The organism is Phaeobacter sp. NW0010-22, from assembly GCF_040365955.1.
Taxonomy (GTDB): domain Bacteria; phylum Pseudomonadota; class Alphaproteobacteria; order Rhodobacterales; family Rhodobacteraceae; genus OMPR01.
In genome coordinates this window covers 17,813-37,784 of the sequence record NZ_BAABWT010000002.1, presented here as the reverse complement: position 1 = coordinate 37,784, position 19,972 = coordinate 17,813, and the positions used below count along the sequence as shown (strand labels likewise).

General features: G+C 57.0%; 20 protein-coding genes. 11 read left to right on the top strand and 9 right to left on the bottom strand.

What is annotated here, in order from left to right:
• The first annotated feature begins 47 nt into the window (after window positions 1-47).
• The gene (locus ABWV33_RS04380; RefSeq protein ID WP_353329259.1) at window positions 48-791 is read left to right on the top strand and encodes an SGNH/GDSL hydrolase family protein; all 744 of its coding nucleotides are present in this window, start codon (window positions 48-50) and stop codon (window positions 789-791) included.
• Here ABWV33_RS04380 and ABWV33_RS04375 read toward each other — a convergent pair.
• Window positions 780-1,061 carry a DUF1330 domain-containing protein gene (locus tag ABWV33_RS04375; protein WP_353329258.1) on the bottom strand — a complete coding sequence of 94 codons (282 nt, stop codon included), beginning with the start codon at window positions 1,059-1,061 and terminating at the stop codon, window positions 780-782. The two genes, ABWV33_RS04380 and ABWV33_RS04375, sit on opposite strands and share 12 nt — an antisense overlap.
• Window positions 1,062-1,122: 61 nt before the next feature.
• On the opposite strand from ABWV33_RS04375, the gene ABWV33_RS04370 reads away from it, so the two are divergent.
• A complete protein-coding gene (locus ABWV33_RS04370) occupies window positions 1,123-2,025 on the top strand; it encodes a LysR family transcriptional regulator (RefSeq protein ID WP_353329257.1) in 903 nt (300 codons plus the stop codon).
• Window positions 2,026-2,157: 132 nt separating this feature from the next.
• On the opposite strand, the gene ABWV33_RS04365 is transcribed toward ABWV33_RS04370, so the two are convergent.
• Window positions 2,158-2,859: a response regulator transcription factor gene (locus ABWV33_RS04365; RefSeq protein WP_113822275.1), complete on the bottom strand. Its 702-nt coding sequence runs from the start codon at window positions 2,857-2,859 to the stop codon at window positions 2,158-2,160.
• A complete protein-coding gene (locus ABWV33_RS04360; protein ID WP_251134411.1) occupies window positions 2,856-4,772 on the bottom strand; it encodes a hybrid sensor histidine kinase/response regulator in 1,917 nt (638 codons plus the stop codon). Before ABWV33_RS04360 ends, ABWV33_RS04365 begins: the two co-directional genes overlap by 4 nt.
• Before the next feature lie 236 nt (window positions 4,773-5,008).
• Here ABWV33_RS04360 and ABWV33_RS04355 point away from each other — a divergent pair, with 236 nt between their 5' ends.
• From ABWV33_RS04355 to ABWV33_RS04320, 8 genes are all read left to right on the top strand, one after another.
• Window positions 5,009-6,970 carry an AMP-binding protein gene (locus ABWV33_RS04355; RefSeq protein ID WP_353329604.1) on the top strand — a complete coding sequence of 654 codons (1,962 nt, stop codon included), beginning with the start codon at window positions 5,009-5,011 and terminating at the stop codon, window positions 6,968-6,970.
• A gap of 90 nt (window positions 6,971-7,060) precedes the next feature.
• Window positions 7,061-7,879: an ABC transporter ATP-binding protein gene (locus tag ABWV33_RS04350; RefSeq protein WP_121997825.1), complete on the top strand. Its 819-nt coding sequence runs from the start codon at window positions 7,061-7,063 to the stop codon at window positions 7,877-7,879.
• A gap of 29 nt (window positions 7,880-7,908) precedes the next feature.
• Window positions 7,909-8,904 (top strand): branched-chain amino acid ABC transporter permease, encoded by a 996-nt coding sequence (locus ABWV33_RS04345; protein WP_353329256.1) that lies wholly within the window; start codon window positions 7,909-7,911, stop codon window positions 8,902-8,904.
• Window positions 8,905-8,995: 91 nt separating this feature from the next.
• Entirely contained in the window at window positions 8,996-9,253 is a 258-nt protein-coding gene (locus ABWV33_RS04340; protein ID WP_353329255.1) for a hypothetical protein, read from the top strand.
• Between the two features lie 2 nt (window positions 9,254-9,255).
• Window positions 9,256-10,332 (top strand): branched-chain amino acid ABC transporter permease, encoded by a 1,077-nt coding sequence (locus ABWV33_RS04335; protein WP_113822270.1) that lies wholly within the window; start codon window positions 9,256-9,258, stop codon window positions 10,330-10,332.
• 76 nt (window positions 10,333-10,408) lie between these two features.
• Complete coding sequence (locus ABWV33_RS04330; RefSeq protein WP_113822269.1) at window positions 10,409-11,692, top strand: ABC transporter substrate-binding protein; 1,284 nt, start codon at window positions 10,409-10,411, stop codon at window positions 11,690-11,692.
• 95 nt (window positions 11,693-11,787) lie between these two features.
• The gene (locus ABWV33_RS04325) at window positions 11,788-12,624 is read left to right on the top strand and encodes an ABC transporter ATP-binding protein (RefSeq protein WP_113822268.1); all 837 of its coding nucleotides are present in this window, start codon (window positions 11,788-11,790) and stop codon (window positions 12,622-12,624) included.
• A 14-nt stretch (window positions 12,625-12,638) separates the two neighbouring features.
• Entirely contained in the window at window positions 12,639-13,856 is a 1,218-nt protein-coding gene (locus ABWV33_RS04320) for a phenylacetate--CoA ligase family protein (protein WP_353329254.1), read from the top strand.
• Window positions 13,857-13,930: 74 nt separating this feature from the next.
• On the opposite strand, the gene ABWV33_RS04315 is transcribed toward ABWV33_RS04320, so the two are convergent.
• The 4 genes from ABWV33_RS04315 to ABWV33_RS04300 all read right to left on the bottom strand — a co-directional run bounded on the left by ABWV33_RS04315 (window position 13,931) and on the right by ABWV33_RS04300 (window position 17,014).
• Window positions 13,931-15,172: an NADH:flavin oxidoreductase/NADH oxidase family protein gene (locus tag ABWV33_RS04315; RefSeq protein ID WP_353329253.1), complete on the bottom strand. Its 1,242-nt coding sequence runs from the start codon at window positions 15,170-15,172 to the stop codon at window positions 13,931-13,933.
• Window positions 15,169-15,474, bottom strand: coding sequence for an ArsR/SmtB family transcription factor (locus ABWV33_RS04310; protein WP_353329252.1), 306 nt, complete (start codon window positions 15,472-15,474; stop codon window positions 15,169-15,171). The genes ABWV33_RS04315 and ABWV33_RS04310 overlap by 4 nt, the downstream gene beginning before the upstream one ends.
• Window positions 15,475-15,642: 168 nt before the next feature.
• A complete protein-coding gene (locus ABWV33_RS04305; RefSeq protein WP_353329251.1) occupies window positions 15,643-16,770 on the bottom strand; it encodes an HlyD family secretion protein in 1,128 nt (375 codons plus the stop codon).
• 4 nt (window positions 16,771-16,774) lie between these two features.
• On the bottom strand, window positions 16,775-17,014 hold the full coding sequence (locus tag ABWV33_RS04300; RefSeq protein WP_113822263.1) for a DUF3302 domain-containing protein: 240 nt from the start codon (window positions 17,012-17,014) through the stop codon (window positions 16,775-16,777).
• A gap of 156 nt (window positions 17,015-17,170) precedes the next feature.
• On the opposite strand from ABWV33_RS04300, the gene ABWV33_RS04295 reads away from it, so the two are divergent.
• On the top strand, window positions 17,171-18,838 hold the full coding sequence (locus ABWV33_RS04295) for an ABC transporter permease (protein WP_121997833.1): 1,668 nt from the start codon (window positions 17,171-17,173) through the stop codon (window positions 18,836-18,838).
• Here ABWV33_RS04295 and ABWV33_RS04290 read toward each other — a convergent pair.
• Window positions 18,835-19,350, bottom strand: coding sequence for a GNAT family N-acetyltransferase (locus ABWV33_RS04290; protein WP_353329250.1), 516 nt, complete (start codon window positions 19,348-19,350; stop codon window positions 18,835-18,837). The two genes, ABWV33_RS04295 and ABWV33_RS04290, sit on opposite strands and share 4 nt — an antisense overlap.
• Window positions 19,347-19,901 (bottom strand): helix-turn-helix domain-containing protein, encoded by a 555-nt coding sequence (locus ABWV33_RS04285; protein WP_113822260.1) that lies wholly within the window; start codon window positions 19,899-19,901, stop codon window positions 19,347-19,349. The genes ABWV33_RS04290 and ABWV33_RS04285 overlap by 4 nt, the downstream gene beginning before the upstream one ends.
• Window positions 19,902-19,972 lie beyond the last annotated feature (71 nt).

Sequence of the window (19,972 nt, the reverse complement as noted above, 5' to 3'; positions counted from 1 at the left end):
CTGTGTGAAAAATTTACGGCAAATTTGTTAGAAGGGCGTGGCGCCTGATGCTCAAGAAATCTGTTCTTTTTGTTGGTCTGTTGTTGGGGCTCGCCACCTGTCAGGGCGCCGTGTCCAAAGACAGCCAAGTGCGTATTCTGGCTATTGGGGATTCGCTGATGGCGTGGAACTCTGTTCTTGGCAGCTCCATTCCCAAAGTGATCGCCGAAGAGCTGAACGAACCTGTCATTGACCATTCGGTTAGCGGCGCCAGAATGCTAACCCGTGACTATAGCCCCGACAAAAAGGGCTTTGCCGTGCCTTATCAATACGAAAAAGGCCCGTGGGACTGGGTGGTCGTGACCGGCGGCGGCAATGATCTGTTGTTCGGGTGCGGCTGCGGACGCTGCGACAAGGTGATGGATCAGATGATATCCAAAGATGGGCTCAGCGGTCAGATCCCCGACCTATTCCGCCGCATTCGCGCGGATGGGGCACGGGTGCTGTACAGCGGCTACCTGCGCAGCCCCAATCTGTTGACCCCGATTGAACACTGCAAAGATGATGGCGACGAGATGGAGGCCCGAATTGCGCGGCTTGCCGGTCAGGAAGAAGGCATTGTTTTTGCCTCGATGGCGCATATCGTGCCGCCGGGCGGGTTGACCTATTTCGCGCCGGACCTGATCCACCCCGCACGCAAAACCAGCCGCCTGATTGGTGAACGCTTGTCTCGGATCATCCGTGATTTTGATGCCAAGGACAAAGAAAGGGCGTCCAGTGATCCTGAACGCCCAGTCATTTTATCCGAGTAACAGGATTTCTGTCTCACCGGCGCTGCGGCGCAGGGCATGCAGATCGGCTAATTCCGGGTCGTTGATCCAAGCCCGCGCCGCATCCGCATCGGGAAAGGACAGCAACGCCGCCACGTTTGGAATGCGGGGGGTGCCGTCCAAGGCGCTTGCGCTTGGGGTTGCGGTTTCCACCTTACCCCCATGGCGCGCCAATGCGGCACCTGCGCCTTCGCGATATTGGCCAAGCGCCTCGGGGTTGGTGACATTGGCTTTGAACAGGGCATAAATCATCTCAAGTCTCCGTGTTTTGTTATGAACAGGATCTAAGCAGAGCGGCGCAGAAGAAAAACGCGTGTCTTTGCATGTGCCTCATGCAATTGTGCATGTCATGGAGTGGGGTGATCTTAAAATGGTCCTTGCCGTGGTGCGGGCCGGGACATTGGCGGGGGCCAGCGAAACGCTGGGCGTCAACTATACCACCGTCGCCCGCCGGATCAGCCGGATTGAAACGGCGTTGGGTGAACGGTTGTTTGATCGGCTGCCAGATGGGTATCATCCCACCGACGCCTGCCAGATCGTGGCCGATCACGCCGCCCGGATGGAGGTGGAACAGAACGCCTTGCTGCGCAGCCTGCAAGGGCAGGATCAGTCTCTAACTGGGCCGCTTGTGATCACCGCCCCGCAATTGTTGATCGGGCCGCATATCTCTCCGGTGCTGGATCGATTTACCCAAATGCACCCTGATGTTTCGCTGCATCTGCGCGCCAGCAATGAACTGCTAGATCTCTCGAAACGGCAGGCTGATCTGGCCATTCGCATCAGTCGCACGCCGGGTGATAGCCTGATGGGAGTGCGCCTATGCGAACAACACATCGCCAGCTTTGCCGCGCCAGAGGTGGCAGACCGGATAGCGAATGATCCGCAGGCCCCGATTGACTGGATCGTCTATGAACAGGCCCCAACAGTGCCTAAGGGCGTGTCAGATGCCTACCCGAATTCACGCGTGCGTCTGGTCTTTGATGATATGGCGGCGATGATTGGTGCGGCGCAGGCCGGATTGGGAGTGCTCAGAACTCCAATGTTTCTTGGGCGCGCCACTGTGGGGCTGGTTCAAGTGCCCGTCCTGCCGCCACAATCTTATGCAGATATCTGGGTCGTGGCCCATCGTGACCTCTGGCACGCGGCCAAGGTCAAAGCCTTTCGCCAAGAGCTGGTGCAAGGGTTCAAAGCAAACCGCGCCAGTTTCGTGGCGTGACATGGACTTAGACCCGGATCGCGTGTTTCACTTCAATCCTTAGCGATTGGGCGAACCAATCTGACGCCTTCCAACCAGATCACCGTCGAACGCGCATTAAATGGTGCACCAAAAACTTAGATCATCACGCCTTTACCGCCAAACTACATCGCCCAAAAAGATATAGCCCGCACCATAGATCGTTTTGATCAGGCGAGGGTTTTTCGGATCTTCCTTCAACTTGGTCCGCAGGCGGGAAATCCTAACATCCATCGCCCGGTCAAAGCTTTCACCGGCGGCCCCGCCCAACATTTCCTGCATCTGGGCTCGGCTGATCAGGCGCTTGGGACTTTCCAAAAACAACCGCAGCACTTCGCTTTCGGCATGGCTGAATGTTGTCTCCGACCCGGTGCCATCTTCTAACACATAGCGGTCAAAATGGGCGGTCCAGCCGTTGAATTCAGCGGTGTTCCCGGCTTGCACCACGGTGCGCGTCCCCCGCAAGCGCGCGCGAATACGCGCGACAACCTCGGCAGGGTCAAACGGCTTGGTGATATAGTCATCCGCGCCCAGCTCTAATCCCGTGACGCGATCCTGTACTTGAGCCCGCCCGGAAATGATGATCACCGCCGCGCCCTGTTCCAGCGCCAGACGGTGCACCAGTGTCAATCCGTCCGTATCCGGCAACGACAAGTCAACCAGACACACATCCGGTGTCACTCGCTTTAGCGAGGCTTCGAATTCCCGCGCACGGGCAAAGCTCTGGGTGCGAAACCCGGCATCTTCCAACACATCGGTCAGGATCTGTCGGATCTCGGGTTCATCATCCAGAATGGTGACAAGCGGAGCGCTCATGGCGTGACCTCGGTTCGGATCAGCGCATTCAATTGCGCCTGTGAAAAGGGTTTGTGCAGAACCGGCCCACGCGTAATGGCTTCGCGGTGTAACGGATCGTTTTGGGGCAGTGATGTCATTAGTATACACGGCAGGTCAGGTTTCAACCGACTCAGCAGGTCAAGACCCGTGGCCTCGCCCTCCAACCGGATATCAGACAGAACAAGGGTGATTTCCTCTAGATCAGCGGTCAGCGCACAGGCCTCGTCGACCGATGTCGCCTCGATCACCGCAAACCCCAGATCCACCAGCATATCCCGGAACGTGGCGCGCAACTCATCGCTGTCTTCGACCAGCAGGGCCAATCCGCCCGCAGCATTGGGGGCTGCACGGTAGGGCAGGCGCAGAACAACCGAGGCCCCCGACGGGGTATTACGCAGTCTCAAATCCCCCCCGGCCAACTTTACCATGTCATAAACCATCGGCAGGCCCAGCCCCGAGCCCTCGCCACCCTTGGTGGTAAAGAACGGGTTCAACGCCTTGTCTAGCGCATCGCGTGAAAAACCGGGACCGGTGTCGCTCACCGTGATTTCGATCCATGTCTGGCCCACACAATGGCCCGTCACCGTGATCTGGCCGGTGCTGCCACAGGCATCACGCGCATTCAGGATCAGGTTCAACAACGCATCCTGCAACATGCCCGGGTCCAGCATGAATGCCTCATCCGGGGTGTGGTCCAGAACGCTGAGACCGACGTCACGGGGCAGCGATGGCGTTGCCAGCAATTTCAGATCAGACAGCAGCCCATGCAAATCCGTCGCTTGCGGACGCAGGGTGCGGTTCCCGGTCATATCCGCGATCCGGTTCAACAAACGCCCGCCGCGCTGGGCGGTTTGCTGGGTCGCAGAGATCAGCTCTGCCGCCTCCTCAGGCAAGTCCATCTTTTCCAGCTTCGCTTGCATGCCCAATATGATGGTCAACAGATTGGAAAAGTCATGGGCCAACCCGCTGGTCATCTGCGCTGCCATGGCCCGGCGACGGGACTGTTGCAAGGCAACACGCGTCTGAGTTTCAACGGTTACATCCATCGACAGAATATAAACGCCACCGCCCTGATCCGGGGTGAACGCCACCCGGATACGCCGGGAATCGTGATCCTCAGTGAACTCAAAAACGGAACTTTCGCCTTTGTAGGCCGCCATCAGATAGGGCTCGATCCGGGGAAACGCGGGACCAAGCGCTTCGGAAATATGCCGCCCCAAAATGTCCGAAGGGCGTCCCGGAATCACCGAACTCAGCCGGCGGTTTGAATAGGTATAATGCCCGTCTTCATCCACGTGGGCGATATGGGCAGGCATCATTTCGGTGGTCAACCGGGTGCGCGCTTCGATTTCGGTCAGCTGGCGTTTGGTTTCTTCCAACGCAGTGACCGTGGCGGCCAATTCCCGGTTGGTTGCGGATAACTCTTCGGCGTGGGTCAGCAACTGATCCGACAGTTCCTCGGACCGGGCGCGTAACAATTCTTCGACGCGTTTGGCGCGGGTGATGTCAGTGTAAACCGTAACCCATCCGCCTGTTGGCAGGGGTGCCCCCTCGATCGAGATCACCTGCCCGGTCGGGCGCAGGCGTTCGAAGTAATGCGGCACAAAGGCTTTGGCCTGTTCCACACGTTGGCGCACCAAAGCGTCGATATCATCGACGGGTCCGTAATCGCCTCGGTTGGCAATATGGCGGATGGTGTCGTCAAACCGGGCGCCTGGCTGCGTCAGGTGATCTGGCAGATGAAACATTTCCTGAAACCGCCGGTTGCAGACCGCCAGCTTCAGATCGTTGTCATAGATCGACAGCGCCTGCGCGATCAGGTTCAGACCTGCAGTAGTCATTGCCTTGTTGGATCGTTCTGAATTGGCCAAATGCGCACCTCCCTGGCCCATGGCTATCACCCTCGATGGACCGGGCAAAGGGGGCGAGCAGCGCCGCAAGGTCGCGGCTTTGCTGCAAAGCGGGTCTGATTTTTTGCGCTGTTACAATTCGTAAGATTTGGGAAAACTTCACGAAAAAGTTGACCGCGACCAATAGGCGAGGTCCTAATCAGGGCAGAATCGCATTGGCGATCACGTTCGGCTCCACGGAGGGGGTCGGATAGGGGAGGAGAAAGACATTGGCTCAGATGCAGTCTGGCGCTGCAGGGAAACTATCCCTGCCGGCGCTGCTTCAACGCAACGCAACCCAATTCGGGGATTCGCCCGCATACCGGGAAAAGGAATTCGGCATCTGGCAGTGCTGGAGCTGGGCTGAGGCCGAGAAAGAGATCGAAGCGCTGGCGCTGGGTCTTATCAACCTCGGTGTGAACGAAGGCGACTTTATCGCCATCATCGGCCACAACCGCCCTTATCTGTATTGGGCCATGGTTGCCGCACAATCCGTTGGCGCGATTCCGGTTCCGCTGTATCAGGATGCCAACGCCGAAGAGATGGCCTATGTGCTGAGCCACTGTGGCGCGCGCTTTGTAATCGTGGCGGATCAGGAACAGGTCGACAAAGTTATCGAAGTTCAGGATCAGTTGCACCAGTTCGAGCACCTGATCTATCTCGATCCGCGCGGCTTGCGTAAATATGACCACCACCAGCTGCATGAGTATTCTCATGTTCAGGCACAAGGTCGCGCCGCCTATGACGAGTGGATCACCGATCTCAAAACACGCCGGGAAAAGCTGAACTACGACAGCACCTGCGTGATGCTGTATACGTCCGGCACCACGGGCAAGCCCAAAGGTGTGGTTCTGTCCAACCGCAACATCATCGAGAGCGCCAAAAACGCGTCTGAGTTTGATAAGCTGGGTGTGGACGACGAAATTCTCGCCTATCTGCCGATGGCTTGGGTTGGCGATTTCATCTTTTCGATCGGTCAGGCCTATTGGACCGGTTTCTGCGTGAACTGTCCTGAATCGGCAGACACAATGATGACCGACCTGCGGGAAATCGGTCCAACCTATTACTTCGCACCACCGCGCGTGTTCGAAACCCAGCTGACCAGCGTCATGATCCGCATGGAAGACGCTGGAAACTTCAAAAAGAAGATGTTCCATTACTTCATGGACCACGCCAAGAAAGTGGGCCCTGATATTCTGGACGGCAAACCTGTCGGGTTCATGGACAAGCTGAAATACAAGGTCGGCGATCTCTGCGTCTATGGTCCGCTGAAAGATACGCTTGGCTTTGGCAACGTGCGTGTCGGCTATACCGCTGGCGAAGCCATCGGCCCGGAAATCTTTGAATTCTACCGCTCGCTTGGGATCAACCTGAAACAGCTGTATGGTCAGACCGAAGCGACCGTATTCATCACCGTACAACCCGATGGTGAGGTACGTGCAGATACTGTGGGTGTTCCAGCACCTGACGTGGAAATCAAAATCGCCGACAATGGCGAGATTTTCTATCGCTCGCCGGGCACCTTCGTCGAATACTACAAAAACCCCGAAAGCACCGCAGACACCAAAGACCCCGAAGGCTGGGTTGCCACAGGTGATGCGGGCTTCTTTGAGGAAGGGTCAGGACACCTGCGGATCATCGACCGGGCCAAAGACGTTGGCAAAATGGCTGATGGATCAATGTTTGCGCCCAAGTTTGTTGAGAACAAGCTGAAGTTCTATCCCGACATTCTTGAAGCGGTGCTGTTTGGCAACGACAAAGACCGCTGTGTTGCCTTTATCAACATCGACCTGACGGCGGTGGGCAACTGGGCCGAGCGCAATAACATTGCCTATGCGTCCTATCAGGAACTTGCGGGACATCCGAAAGTTCTGGCATCGATCCAGGAACACGTTGAAACCGTGAACGCGTCGGTTGCTCAGGATCCGATGCTGTCGGGCTGTCAGGTACATCGCTTTGTCGTTCTGCACAAAGAACTGGACGCGGATGATGGGGAAATGACCCGGACCCGCAAAGTGCGCCGTCGGATAGTGGAAGAGAAATTCTCGGACATCATCGGGGCGCTCTATGACGGATCTTCGCAGATCTCGACTGTGACCGAAGTGACATACGAGGACGGTCGCAAAGGGTCGATCAGCGCAACATTGGATATTCGCGATGCCGCGGTTGCATCGATTGCGACCAAACTCGCAGCGGAATGAAGGTCGGAGGGACGACGCTCGCCCTTTGGGCGTCGCCCCGCCCGCCGTCCCTTAACGGGATGGCATGCCGAAGAAATGAGGGAGTGAGCGATGCTTGATGCATCTGAAGGATACACCACGGAGGACGGCCGCAAAATCGGCGGCGTGGTGATGGAAATGAAGAACATCACCCTGCGGTTTGGCGGTGTTGTGGCGATCAAGGACATCTCGTTCGATATTCGCGAAGGGGAAATCCGGGCGATCATCGGTCCCAACGGGGCCGGGAAATCGTCGATGCTGAACGTGATCTCGGGGTTTTACATCCCGTCAGAGGGCGAAGTTTGGTTCCACGGATCCAAACGCCCACAGATGCGCCCCTATGAAGTGGCCCGTCAGGGGATCGCGCGGACGTTCCAGAACATTGCTTTGTTCGAAGGCATGAGCGTTCTGGACAACGTGATGACCGGACGCCTGACCAATATGAAGTCAGGATTGATCAGTCAGGCGCTGTGGAAAGGCAAAGCGGAAGCCGAAGAAGTGGCCAACCGCGAGATCGCTGAAAAAATCATCGATTTCCTGGAAATTCAGCACATCCGCAAAACGCCGGTTGCGCGTCTGCCGTATGGCTTGAAAAAGCGGGTCGAACTGGCGCGCGCGCTGGCAGCAGAACCTAAGTTGCTGCTGTTGGACGAACCAATGGCCGGCATGAACGTCGAAGAAAAAGAGGACATGAGCCGCTTTATTCTGGACGTGAACGATGAATTTGGCACCACCATCGCGCTGATCGAGCACGACATGGGCGTGGTCATGGATCTGTCTGACCGGGTGGTTGTGATGGATTACGGTAAGAAAATCGGAGACGGCACACCCGACGAGGTGCGCAACAATCAGGACGTGATCGACGCGTATCTTGGTGTGGCTCATGATTAATTTTCTGACAGATATGAGGGGAGACACTGATGTCTGATCAGTTTCTTTTTGCGACCGAAGTCTTCATCAACGGACTGATGGCCGGGGTGCTATATGCGCTGGTCGCGCTGGGGTTTGTATTGATTTACAAAGCCTCGGGAATTTTCAACTACGCACAGGGTGTTATGGCTCTGTTTGCCGCTATGACCCTTGTGGGGATCATGGAAGGTCAGGTGCCATTCTCGCACATTATCAATGCGATCTTTGGTACCGAAGTTCACCACTTTGGCTGGCATGTTCCGGCGTTGCTCGCGATTTTGCTGACGGTCGGGGTCATGGTGGTCTTTGCCTGGTTGGTTCAGCGCGTGGTGATGCGCCATCTGGTTGGGCAAGAACCGATCATCCTGTTCATGGCAACGATTGGTCTGGCATATTTCCTCGAAGGGTTCTCGGACCTGATGTGGGGATCTGAAATCAAGACACTGGACATCGGCCTGCCGCAGGGTGGCTCCTTCTGGATCGAAGACATGACGGCCGGTCTAGGCAGCGACAACTTCTATGGCTTCTTTATCGATAACCTCGATATCGTCGCAACGGGAATTGCCGTTCTGCTGGTGATGGCGCTGGTTGCTTTCAGCCAATACACCAAACAAGGCCGCGCAATGCGGGCCGTGGCGGATGATCACCAAGCGGCCTTGTCCGTCGGCATCTCGCTGAACTTTATCTGGGTCATGGTCTGGTCGGTTGCGGGATTTGTTGCTCTGGTTGCGGGTATCGTGTGGGGCACAAAATCAGGCGTTCAGTTCTCGCTGTCGCTGATCGCTCTCAAGGCACTGCCGGTTCTGATGCTGGGTGGCTTTACCTCAATCCCGGGTGCGATTGTTGGCGGTCTGATCATCGGTGTGGGCGAGAAACTGTTTGAATTTGCGATTGGCCCGATGGTCGGTGGCGCGACCGAGAACTGGTTTGCCTATGTGCTGGCGCTCTTGTTCCTGGTGTTCCGTCCACAGGGTCTGTTTGGTGACAAAATCATTGAACGCGTGTGAGGTCGGGCGCGCACCTGCGTGGCGCTGAGGCGCCACGACACCCGCCCACCCGAGACCTGTGCGACAGGTCAGTTTTAGGAGGAGATGAAAGATGAATAAGCTAATCGCCATCATCAACGTCATAGCTTGGTCCGGTTTTTGGGCCTTTGGCTACCTCGCGCTGACAGCCGAAGGACTGTCCAGCAAACAACTGACCGTCGCTGCGTTTCTGGCCTTTGCGGGCTTTATCACTGGAATGGTCGCGTATCTGCGGCTGGTTCGGGCGGCGGAAGCCAGTGGCTACGCCCGGAAATCAAATCAACTCGATGCCACGGTTCGGAACCGTGCGCAGTCACAGGGGAGCATCTGAATATGTTCTATCGTGAAGCCGGAGATTTCAAAACCTCCTATCAGCAGGACAACCAGACCTTTCCGATCCGGTTTGATCGCTACCGTTACTACATCGTTCTGGCTGTTGCCTTTGGCATCATCCCGTTTCTGATCAATGATTATTGGGCCAACGCTATTCTGCTGCCGTTCCTGATTTATGCGATCGCGGCAATCGGGCTAAACATTCTGACCGGCTATTGCGGTCAGGTAAGCCTCGGCACCGGGGGTTTCATGGCGGTGGGCGCCTATGCCTGCTACAAGCTGATGACCGCATTCCCCGAAGTGAGCATGTTCGTGCATGTCTTGCTGGCGGGCGGAATTACCGCCATCGTCGGGGTGCTGTTCGGTCTGCCCTCGTTGCGGATCAAAGGGTTCTACCTTGCGGTTGCGACGCTGGCCGCGCAGTTCTTTCTGGTCTGGTTGTTCAACCGGGTGCCATGGTTCTACAACTACTCGGCTTCGGGTCAGATCAACGCTCCCGAACGCGACGTGTTTGGCATCATCATCACCGGTCCAAACGCTCCGGCGTGGGCGACCTATCTGTTCTGCCTGATCTTCCTGACGCTCTGCGCTGTGATTGCCCGCAACCTGACGCGCGGGACTGTTGGTCGGAAGTGGATGGCCATCCGTGACATGGACATCGCCGCAGAAATCATCGGGGTGAACCCGCTGAAAGCGAAACTCACTGCATTTGCCGTAAGCTCGTTCTTTATCGGCGTCTCCGGTGCCCTGTTCTTTGCGATCTATCTGGGCGCGGTTGAAGTCGGCGAAGTCTTTGGCATCACCAAATCGTTCCTGGTGCTGTTCATGGTGATCATTGGCGGTCTTGGCTCTATCTTTGGATCCTTTGCAGGTGCTGCCTTCTTGGTGCTGCTGCCGGTGGTTCTCAAAGTGGTCGGCGCGGACATGTTGGGATGGCCCACAGATATCGTGGCCCACCTGCAACTGGTTATCGTTGGCGGCTTGATCATCGTGTTCCTGATCTTGGAACCGCACGGGCTGGCACAGCTGTGGCGTGTCGCCAAAGAGAAACTTCGCCTCTGGCCGTTCCCGCACTAACGCGGGGCAGGTCTATCAATAGCGGGGCCGAGGACCTCGTTCACAATCGGACAATACCTAGGGAGGAATAAAGCCGATGAAAATGAAACTGACCACACTGGCGCTTGGCGCACTGATGGCCGCTGGCCCCGCAATGGCGGATCTGGTGTTCCCATCGCTGAGCTACCGGACTGGCCCATACGCAGCTGGCGGTATCCCGTTTGCTGACGGTTACGCGGACTATTTCACGCTGCTGAACGAGCGTGACGGCGGTATCGGTGGCGTTCCCACCAAGCTGCTGGAATGCGAAACCGGCTATAACACCGAAAAAGGTGTTGAATGCTACGAATCCACCAAAGGCCAAGGCGCTCTGGTGTATCAACCGTTGTCGACTGGTATTACTTATCAGCTGATCCCCAAAGTGACTGCTGACGGCATTCCAATGCACACCATGGGTTACGGTCGGACATCTGCTGCAAATGGCGAAGTGTTTTCGAACGTCTTCAACTACCCAGCAAACTACTGGAACGGCGCATCTGGCGTTGTGAACTACCTGCTCGAAGTCAATGATGGCGACATCAAAGGCAAAAAAGTTGCGCTGGTGTATCACAACTCTGCATACGGCAAAGAACCGATCCGCACACTGGAAGAGCTGGCCAAAAAGCATGGCTTTGACCTGAAAACCCTGCCTGTTGACCACCCCGGTCAGGAGCAGAAATCGCAGTGGCTGCAGATCCGTCGTGATCGTCCTGATTACGTTGTGATGTGGGGCTGGGGCGTGATGAACCAAGTTGCGGTTCAGGAAGCTGCGAACATCCGCTTCAACATGGAAAACTTCATTGGTGTGTGGTGGTCCGGTGCCGAGCATGACGTGATCCCTGCGGGTGACGCGGCGAACGGTTTCAAAGCGGTTACGTTCCACAACGTAGGCAGCGATTTCCCCGTCTTTGATGACATCCAAAAGCATGTTGTTGATACAGGCAAAGCAGCCGGCAATGGCGATCAGATCGGTACCGTTCTGTATAACCGTGGCCTCTATGCTGCGATGCTGGCAGCCGAAGCGGCGAAAACCGCTCAGGAACTGCACGGCACCAAAGACATCACCCCTGCGATGATGCGTGACGGTATGGAAGCTCTGGAAATCACCGAAGCCAAAATGGCCGCTCTTGGTCTGCCTAACTTCGGTCCCGAGTTCAAAGTCTCTTGTGAAAACCACGGTGGCCCCGGTCTCGTTGGTGTGAACCAGTGGGATGCCGCAACCAAAACATGGTCGCTGATCTCTGACTTTAAACCAACCGATGCTGACGTTGTTGGCGCGCTGGTTGCTGAAGATTCAGCAGCTTACGCCTCCGAAAACAACATCGAAGCTGGCTGTAAGTAACGCAAGTCGATGAAACCCCGGAGCGGCGGATTGACCGCCGCTCCAACACAAGAAAGCCCCGGACCGATACCGGGACTGCGTGAGGACAAGTTCTGATGCTGGATGCAGCCAACACAACCGACGTGCAGGCCGAAACCCTGCTTGAGGTCAATAATATCGAGGTGATCTACAATCACGTGATCCTCGTGCTGAAAGGCGTCAGCCTGAATGTGCCCAAGGGTGGGATCACTGCCTTGTTGGGCGGCAATGGCGCAGGCAAAACGACCACACTCAAAGCCGTGTCCAACTTGCTGCGTTCTGAACGCGGCGAGGTGACCAAAGGCTCGATCAAATACCGCGGATCTCATGTTCACGAGGCCGACCCCGCTGATCTGGTGCGCAAGGGCGTGATCCAGGTGATGGAGGGGCGTCACTGTTTCGAACACCTGACCGTCGAAGAAAACCTGATGACTGGCGCCTACACGCGCGGCGATGGCAAGGCCAAGGTGCAACAGGATCTGGAAATGGTTTACACCTATTTCCCCCGTCTCAAGGAACGTCGCCGCTCGCAGGCTGGCTATACTTCGGGTGGGGAACAGCAGATGGTTGCCATGGGACGCGCCTTGATGAGCCGCCCTGAAACCATCCTGCTTGACGAACCGTCCATGGGTCTGGCACCACAGCTGGTCGAAGAGATTTTTGGCATCGTCAAGGATCTGAACGAAAAAGAAGGTGTGTCCTTCTTGCTGGCGGAACAGAACACCAACGTGGCCCTGCGGTTTGCGCATTACGGATACATTCTGGAATCCGGTCGCGTTGTGATGGACGGTCCTGCCGCTGAACTGCGCGAAAACCCGGATGTGAAGGAATTCTACCTCGGCATGTCTGATGATGGCCGCAAAAGTTTCCGGGATGTCCGGTCGTATCGCCGCCGTAAGCGGTGGCTGAGCTGATGAGGGATCAGGCCATGACTCCATATGATACCCTAGAACTTCGCAGTGATGATGAACGCGCGTCCGATCTGGCCCGGTCTTTGCCGGAACAGATCGCCCGGGCCCAAAGCGCGCCGGGCTATGCCGGATTGCTGGCCGGGGTGGACGCATCTGCGATCACCAGCGCGGCTGATCTGGTCGGCCTGCCCGTGCTGCGCAAATCTGAACTGAGCCGGGCACAGGCCGAAAATGCACCGTTTGGCGGGTTTACCGTTAAGCCAGCGACCGGATTTGCCCATATCTTTCAATCCCCCGGTCCGATCTATGAGCCGGGTGGGGTGGATCACGACTGGTGGCGCATGGGTCGGTTTCTGCACGCTGCGGGAATTGGTCAAGGCGACATCGTTCAGAACTGTTTCGGCTATCACCTGACCCCGGCTGGCATGATCTTTGAAAACGGCGCACGCGCTGTTGGCGCGGCTGTTCTGCCCGCCGGGACAGGTCAGACCGAGTTGCAGGTGAATGCGGCCCGCGATGTGGGCTGTACTGCCTACGCAGGCACTCCGGATTACCTCAAGGTGATCCTGGACAAGGCCGACGCGATGGGCGTGGAGCTGAATTTCACGAAAGCTGCCGTTGGCGGTGGGGCGCTGTTCCCGTCTTTGCGTCAGGAATATGCAGACCGGGGCATCTCGTGTTTGCAGAGCTATGCCACGGCGGATCTGGGCAACATCGCCTATGAATCCGCTGCGATGGAGGGGATGATCGTCGACGAACATGTGATCGTTGAAATCGTCACTCCGGGCACAGGAACGCCGGTGGCACCGGGCGAGGTAGGCGAGGTGGTTGTAACTTCCCTGAACCCCGACTACCCACTGATCCGGTTTGCCACTGGCGATCTGTCTGCGGTGTTGCCGGGTCATTCGCCCTGTGGCCGCACCAATATGCGGATCAAAGGCTGGATGGGTCGTGCGGACCAAACCACCAAGATCAAAGGCATGTTTGTACGTCCAGAACAGGTCGCCGCCTTGGTTGAAAAGCACGACGACATCGTCAAAGCCCGTGTGATTGCTAAGCGGGACGGTGAAATGGACACCATGACCGTTCAGATCGAAAGCGCTGGCAGCGATGAAATGGCCTATGCCAAATCAGTGATCGAGGTGCTCAAGCTCAAAGCCGCAATCGAAGTTGTCGCCCCCGGTTCCCTGCCTAAAGACGGGCTGGTGATCGAGGATCAGCGCAAATACGACTGACGCGACGCAGCCTTTGTGGAACGTAAATACCAAGGGGCCCCGGTGCATCTCGCCGGGGCTTTTTTCATTAGGGATTACGAACCGGGACGCCGCAACCCCATCTCTGTCCGCGCCCTGAGAAATGCGTCCGTCGCTACTTGGATAAACTCCAGATATCGCGCATGACCCTCTTCAATCGACAGCTCTAGATTGGTGTCACCCACGCGCCCCAACAACGAAAGCTGCTCGCAGAACCAGTTCAACACCGCCCCCCTCGGTAACTCACTTGCAGGCGGAAACTCTCGTTCAATCGCCGGGGCCATGTTCAGAACCCCAGACAACAGTTTGGTTGGAAATTCAGGGTCGATGATAAAGGGTCGGCCCAAGCCGATCAGGTCCGTTTCCGCGCGTTGCAACGCACCATTCATCACCTCTACGGACCGAAATCCGCCCGTCACCATCAGGGGAATAGTGATCGCCGCTTTGATGGCCTTGGCATACTCAAGAAAATACCCTTCACGCGTCTTTGTGCTCTCTTTTTGCGAGGCGTGTTGATACGCGGTTGGGGTTTCAAACGTCCCGCCCGAAATTTCGATGAAATCTACGCCTTCCGCTTCCAGCATCTGCGCAACCAACACACTCTCTTCGTGGCTAAAGCCGCCCTTCTGGAAATCTGACGAATTGAGCTTTACCGCGACGATGAATTCAGGGACCACAACCGCGCGCACAGCCCGCACCACCGACAACAGCAACCGCGCCCGGTTTTCCAGCGGCCCACCCCAGTGATCGTCCCGCGTGTTGATCCGGGGCGACAGGGCAGAGCTGAGCAGATACCCATGCGCACCGTGGATCTGAACCCCATCAAACCCGGCCTGTTGCGCCAGCTGAGCCGAGCGGGAAAACTTCTTGATGACGGCTTCCAGATCCGCATCCGTCGCCTGCTGCGGCGCGCCGTACCCCGACAAATCCATATCTTCGGTCGAAATCGAGGTGGGCGCAGGGTTCACCGCCTGCGGTGTCTGCCGCCCGGCATGGGCCAACTGCGCCAGCACAACCGCATCGCCGCTTTTTGCCGCCTCGGTCAGACGCGCCACCTGATCCAGATCCGACAGGGGATCCAGCACAAAGTTCCCGGCATGTTCCAGATGCCAGCGATCCACTGGCGTGTTGCCTGTGATCAGCATCGCGGCCCCGCCATTACTCCAACGCCGAAACAGATCAATCTGACCCTGTGATGGGTTGTTCTGCGCATCTGCCAGTGCCTCTGACATTGCGGATTTCACGATCCGGTTCTTCAGGGTGCGCCCGTTGGGCAGCGTCAGCGTCTGATCAATCATTTCAGAATCTCCTGTGCAAAGGCATCCATCATGGCCTGTATCGCCTCTTCGTTCCGGCGATAAAAAGTCCACTGTCCGTGACGGTCGGATTTCACCAACCCCGCATCCTTTAGAATGCCCATGTAGTTCGAAATCGTGGATTGCGAGAGCGCCGCCTTGTCTCGGATATAGGCCACGCACACGCCATCCAGATCGGCGTGTTCCTCCAACGCTGGGGGGAAATTTGATCGGTCCTTGAGCCAGACAAGGATCTGTCGGCGCACCGGGTTGTTCAGGGCTGCTAGGGCTTTTTCAATGTCCATATATCGAGATATCTCGATATTCAGGTAAAGGTCAACCCACCCCTACAAAACCGCCAGCCGGGGGCGGGTGCTGCCTTGCAATGATGAACCCTTATTCAAACCGGCGGACGGCCCCGACATCTATCGGGCCCGTCCTGTGTAACAGCACGGCTTACCTCCGCCGCTGATCTAGAGAACTGGCACCATGTAGTTGAGAATGCTCTGCATTCTGATCATCACCCGTCGGATCACATGGGTGGCCTGAACCGATTCCGTATAGATCGTCGCGGTTCCAACAGAACCCGGACGCATCGCCTCCAGTATCTCAGGCGCGTCCAATTTGATCCGCACCACAAAAGGTTCGGCTTGGATCTGTCCACTGGCGAAAACTGTGCCTGACATCATCGCCTGCCCTTGCGATGAAATGTCGATAAGCGAATCGACCGTTCCAGACAGAACCATCCCGGGCTTGGTTTTAATCGCCAGCTCGGCAGCTTGCCCAACCTCCAAATGGCGGACATAGATTTGCTGAATGTTGACGATCAGTGTTTTTTCCGATGTGTCGACAAAGACCATCGCAGGTGCCAACGGGAAATTGGTAACCCTTTGACCAACAGTCAGCGCTAGATTTGTCACAAACCCGTCGCTGGGTGCGCGGATCTCAGTCTGCTCCAAATTCCACGCGGCCTGATCCACGTTGGCTTGGGCTTCGGCAACCTTGGCAACGACGCCATCATCGGTCACAGCACCAAGTTCGATTTCCGCGCGCGACACAGCGGCCCGGCCCTGATCAACCGCCGCCGCAGCAGTCTCCAGATTTCGTTTGCGCCGTTCCAGAACGTTCTCCGAAACCGTGCCGCTTTTCACCAGTTGTGCATCATCATCATACAGGCTCTGCGCGAGCGTCAGCGCAACCTCGGCCTGTCTCAACTGGGCCTCGGCATTTTTAAGTGCATCAATATCCTGCCTGGCCAGCGCCTTCGCGCGAACCAATCCGGCGCTGGCCGCGCTCAAGGCGATTTCGAACGGCTCGGGATCGATTTTGAACAACAAATCCCCTTTCTTCAGGGATGTATTGGGTTGCACTGGAACTTCAACAACTTGGCCAGTGACATTGGGAATGACCTGTATCGCACGTGTCAGCACCCGTGCAGATCCCTGTGGCGCGCCCCATTGCATAGGAATGAACAGAAATATGAACAGAACCACCACCCAGATCAGCGTTGTCGACCAAACAAGCCCAGTGTTTGGCAACACTTTGATCCGGATTAAAATGAATAGAACCACGGCATAGATCAGGGTCAGGAAAACAATCATCAGATCAGCCTTCAGATTGGGTGCGAGAGGGGGGAACTGTAAATGCCCAGACCAAAGCCAACGGCCAAAAGACCCCAAGCATCAACGCGCCCAACCATCCCGCCACAGTGATGGCTTCGGTTTGGGGGTGATTGCGGCTCTTGGCGATTTGGCCGGGCAACCGCGCCAGAACAACAAAGCCAACGAGAACGGTCAGGATCAAAACGATCAGAACCACCCATGCGAAATAGTCCAATCCAGTCATGTCATAATTGCTCCTGTGAAAAACGTTAGTTTCGAACCTAGTCGGAAAGTGAGAGCATCGGAAAGGAAATGTATAGCGGCCTTGAATAGATTGGTGCTGGAGTCTCCGACAGAAATGGTCGAATAAGAGAAAACCGCATTCATTTCCGTGACAGTGATGGCCGAAACCGAATACGCAGAACAGGGCTCGCGCCACCGGAACGCTCTAGGCACCCGCATATTGGGGGCAGGGGCCTATGTCATCGCAGGGATCTGTCTGCTGCCCATGGTGGCTGTGGCGCTTGCTGCGGTAACCGGCGGCACAGACACGATCACGCACCTCTTTATGACAGTGATGCCGGATTACATCATTACGACGGTATTGCTGGTGTTGATGGTCTCGTGCGGCACGTTCAGCTTGGGGGTTGGCGCGGCGTGGTTGGTGACAATGACCCGCTTTCCCGGGGTGCGTATGATGGAGGTGGCCCTGGTGCTCCCTCTGGCCTTTCCCGCCTATGTACTCGCCTATGCCTATACCTTTGTTCTGGATCATCCCGGCATCGTGCAAACAACATTGCGACAGGTGACCGGATGGGGCCCACGCGATTATTGGTTCCCCGAGGTGCGCTCGACCGAAGGCGCGGCGGTGATGCTGATCCTTGTGCTCTACCCCTATGTGTACCTGCTCGCCCGCGCCGCCTTTTTGCAGCAAAGCTCGACCGCATTTCTGGCGGCTCGTGCCCTCGGATCCAGCCCATGGAGCGCCTTTTGGCGCGTTTCTCTGCCGATGGCCCGCCCTGCAATCGCGGGTGGGGTTTTGCTGGCGGTGATGGAAACCATCGCAGATTTCGGAACCGTTTCGTATTTCGGGGTGCAGACCTTTGCCACTGGCATATACACCAGCTGGTTTTCCATGGGCGACCGCGCCGCAGCGGCGCAATTGGCGCTGTGCCTGCTTAGTTTTGCGCTGTTGCTGGCGGTGGCCGAACGGACCCAACGCGGCAAGGCGAAATACTATCAGGCTGGCAAACGCCATGCTTCGATGCCCGCCTCGGACCTGACAGGATGGTCCGCCACTTTGGCCTTCACACTTTGCTCTATCCCTGTGGTGTTAGGCTTTGCACTGCCGGTGGTGATCCTCGTGCAGATGGGCTTTGAATCCGAACAGAACCTGCTGTCGCGCCGGTATGTTGAGTTTATCCAGAATTCGCTGACCCTTGCTGGTATTGCGGCGGTCCTGACTGTCTGCGCCGCCATCTGCGTTGGCTTCTTTCAGCGGCTCAAACCGGGGCGCCGGTCGGCCACAGCAGGGTATTTGGCCCGCTTGGGCTATGCGGTTCCCGGTGGCGTCATCGCTGTGGGCCTGATCGTGCCGTTTGCCGCCTTTGACAACGCGCTGGATGCGTGGATGCGGGCGACGTTCGACTATTCCACCGGTCTGTTGCTGACCGGATCGATCTGGCTGTTGATCGGGGCTTACATGGTACGCTTTCTCGCCGCCGCGCTTGGCGCCTATGAGGGGGGGCAAAGCATGGTCCACGCCAATATGGATCACGCCGCGCGCTCGCTTGGCCAAACCCCATTCGGGACCCTGCGCCGGGTGCACCTGCCCATCCTAACACCTTCGCTACTGACCGCCCTGCTGATCGTTTTTGTCGACGTGATGAAAGAGCTCCCGGCGACCCTGATCATGCGGCCGTTCAACTTTGATACCCTCGCGGTGCAGGCCTATCGATTGGCCTCCGATGAACGTCTCGAAGGGGCCGCTGTGCCGTCTCTGGTCATTCTCGCCATCGGGTTGCTGCCAGTGATCCTGATCTGTCGACAGGTTGGCCGGGACCGCTAACCCAGGGTTTTGTATAGATACGTGGTCGGCTCGTACACGTCCTCAAACACGTTGCGACAAAACCCGGGAATTTGCCCCGCAACCTGAAACCCGATGCCTTCGTATAAGGATTGCGAGGGATCACCGCTGCGAGTGTCCAGAACCAGTAACGTCAATCCCAAGTCGCACGCACGCGCCTCTAGCGCGGTCATCAACACGCGCCCGGCCCCGTGTCGACGATGATCGGGATGCACCAGCAACTTGGCCACATCCGCGCGATGGGGCTGGTTCGGCATCGCCGCTTTCATCAGCTGAACCGTGCCAATCACCACACCGTCCAGCCGCGCCACAAACAGATCGCACGCCCCCGCATCCACCGCAGGAAACACCTGATCCACCCAAAACGCTTGCGCCTTATCCTCGGCAAAGGGCGCCACAAATCCCACACTCGCACCATCCAGAACACAGGCATGCAAAATCCCGGTCAACGCCGCCAACTCGCCGGGCTGGTCCAGCCGTTCAACCGCTATCATATCAACACCATCAAATAACGGGCCCCACGGGTTGGTCCGGTTTCAAACGTGGTTGCCCCGGACAGATGATAGCGCAGGCAATCCCCCCCGCTCAGGGCATGTGTCACCCCGTCCACCGTCAGGTTCAGCGCCCCGTCCAGCATAACCAGATGATGTTCCAAACCTGATCGGGACGGTGTGCCATAGGCAATGCGCTGCCCCGATGGCAGATGGCATTCCAACACCTCACCGCTCAATCCACCCGCCGGGGGCGACACGGATCGGCGGGTAAACCCTGTGTCGGGATCTTCCCACTCGGCCTGATTGGCAAACGGCACTTTGGGGGCAAAACTGTCCTCGACCATCATCATCAGTCGTGACATCGGCAATTCATACGCGGCGCACAAACGGCCTAACCCTTCGGCCGTCGGGGACACTTCGGCCTTTTCCATCCGCGACAGCGTGGCCCGGCTTACTCCGCTGTGCATCGCAAGCTGATCCAACGACCACCCACGACCCAACCGCAGTTCTTTTAACCGCCCCGCAAGGCGTTTCGAAAGGTCATCCAGCATTACCCATATCCGAGAATGATTCCCATATGTGAAAATGCTGTACTGAAAATACATGCTTTGTAAATAGAAAA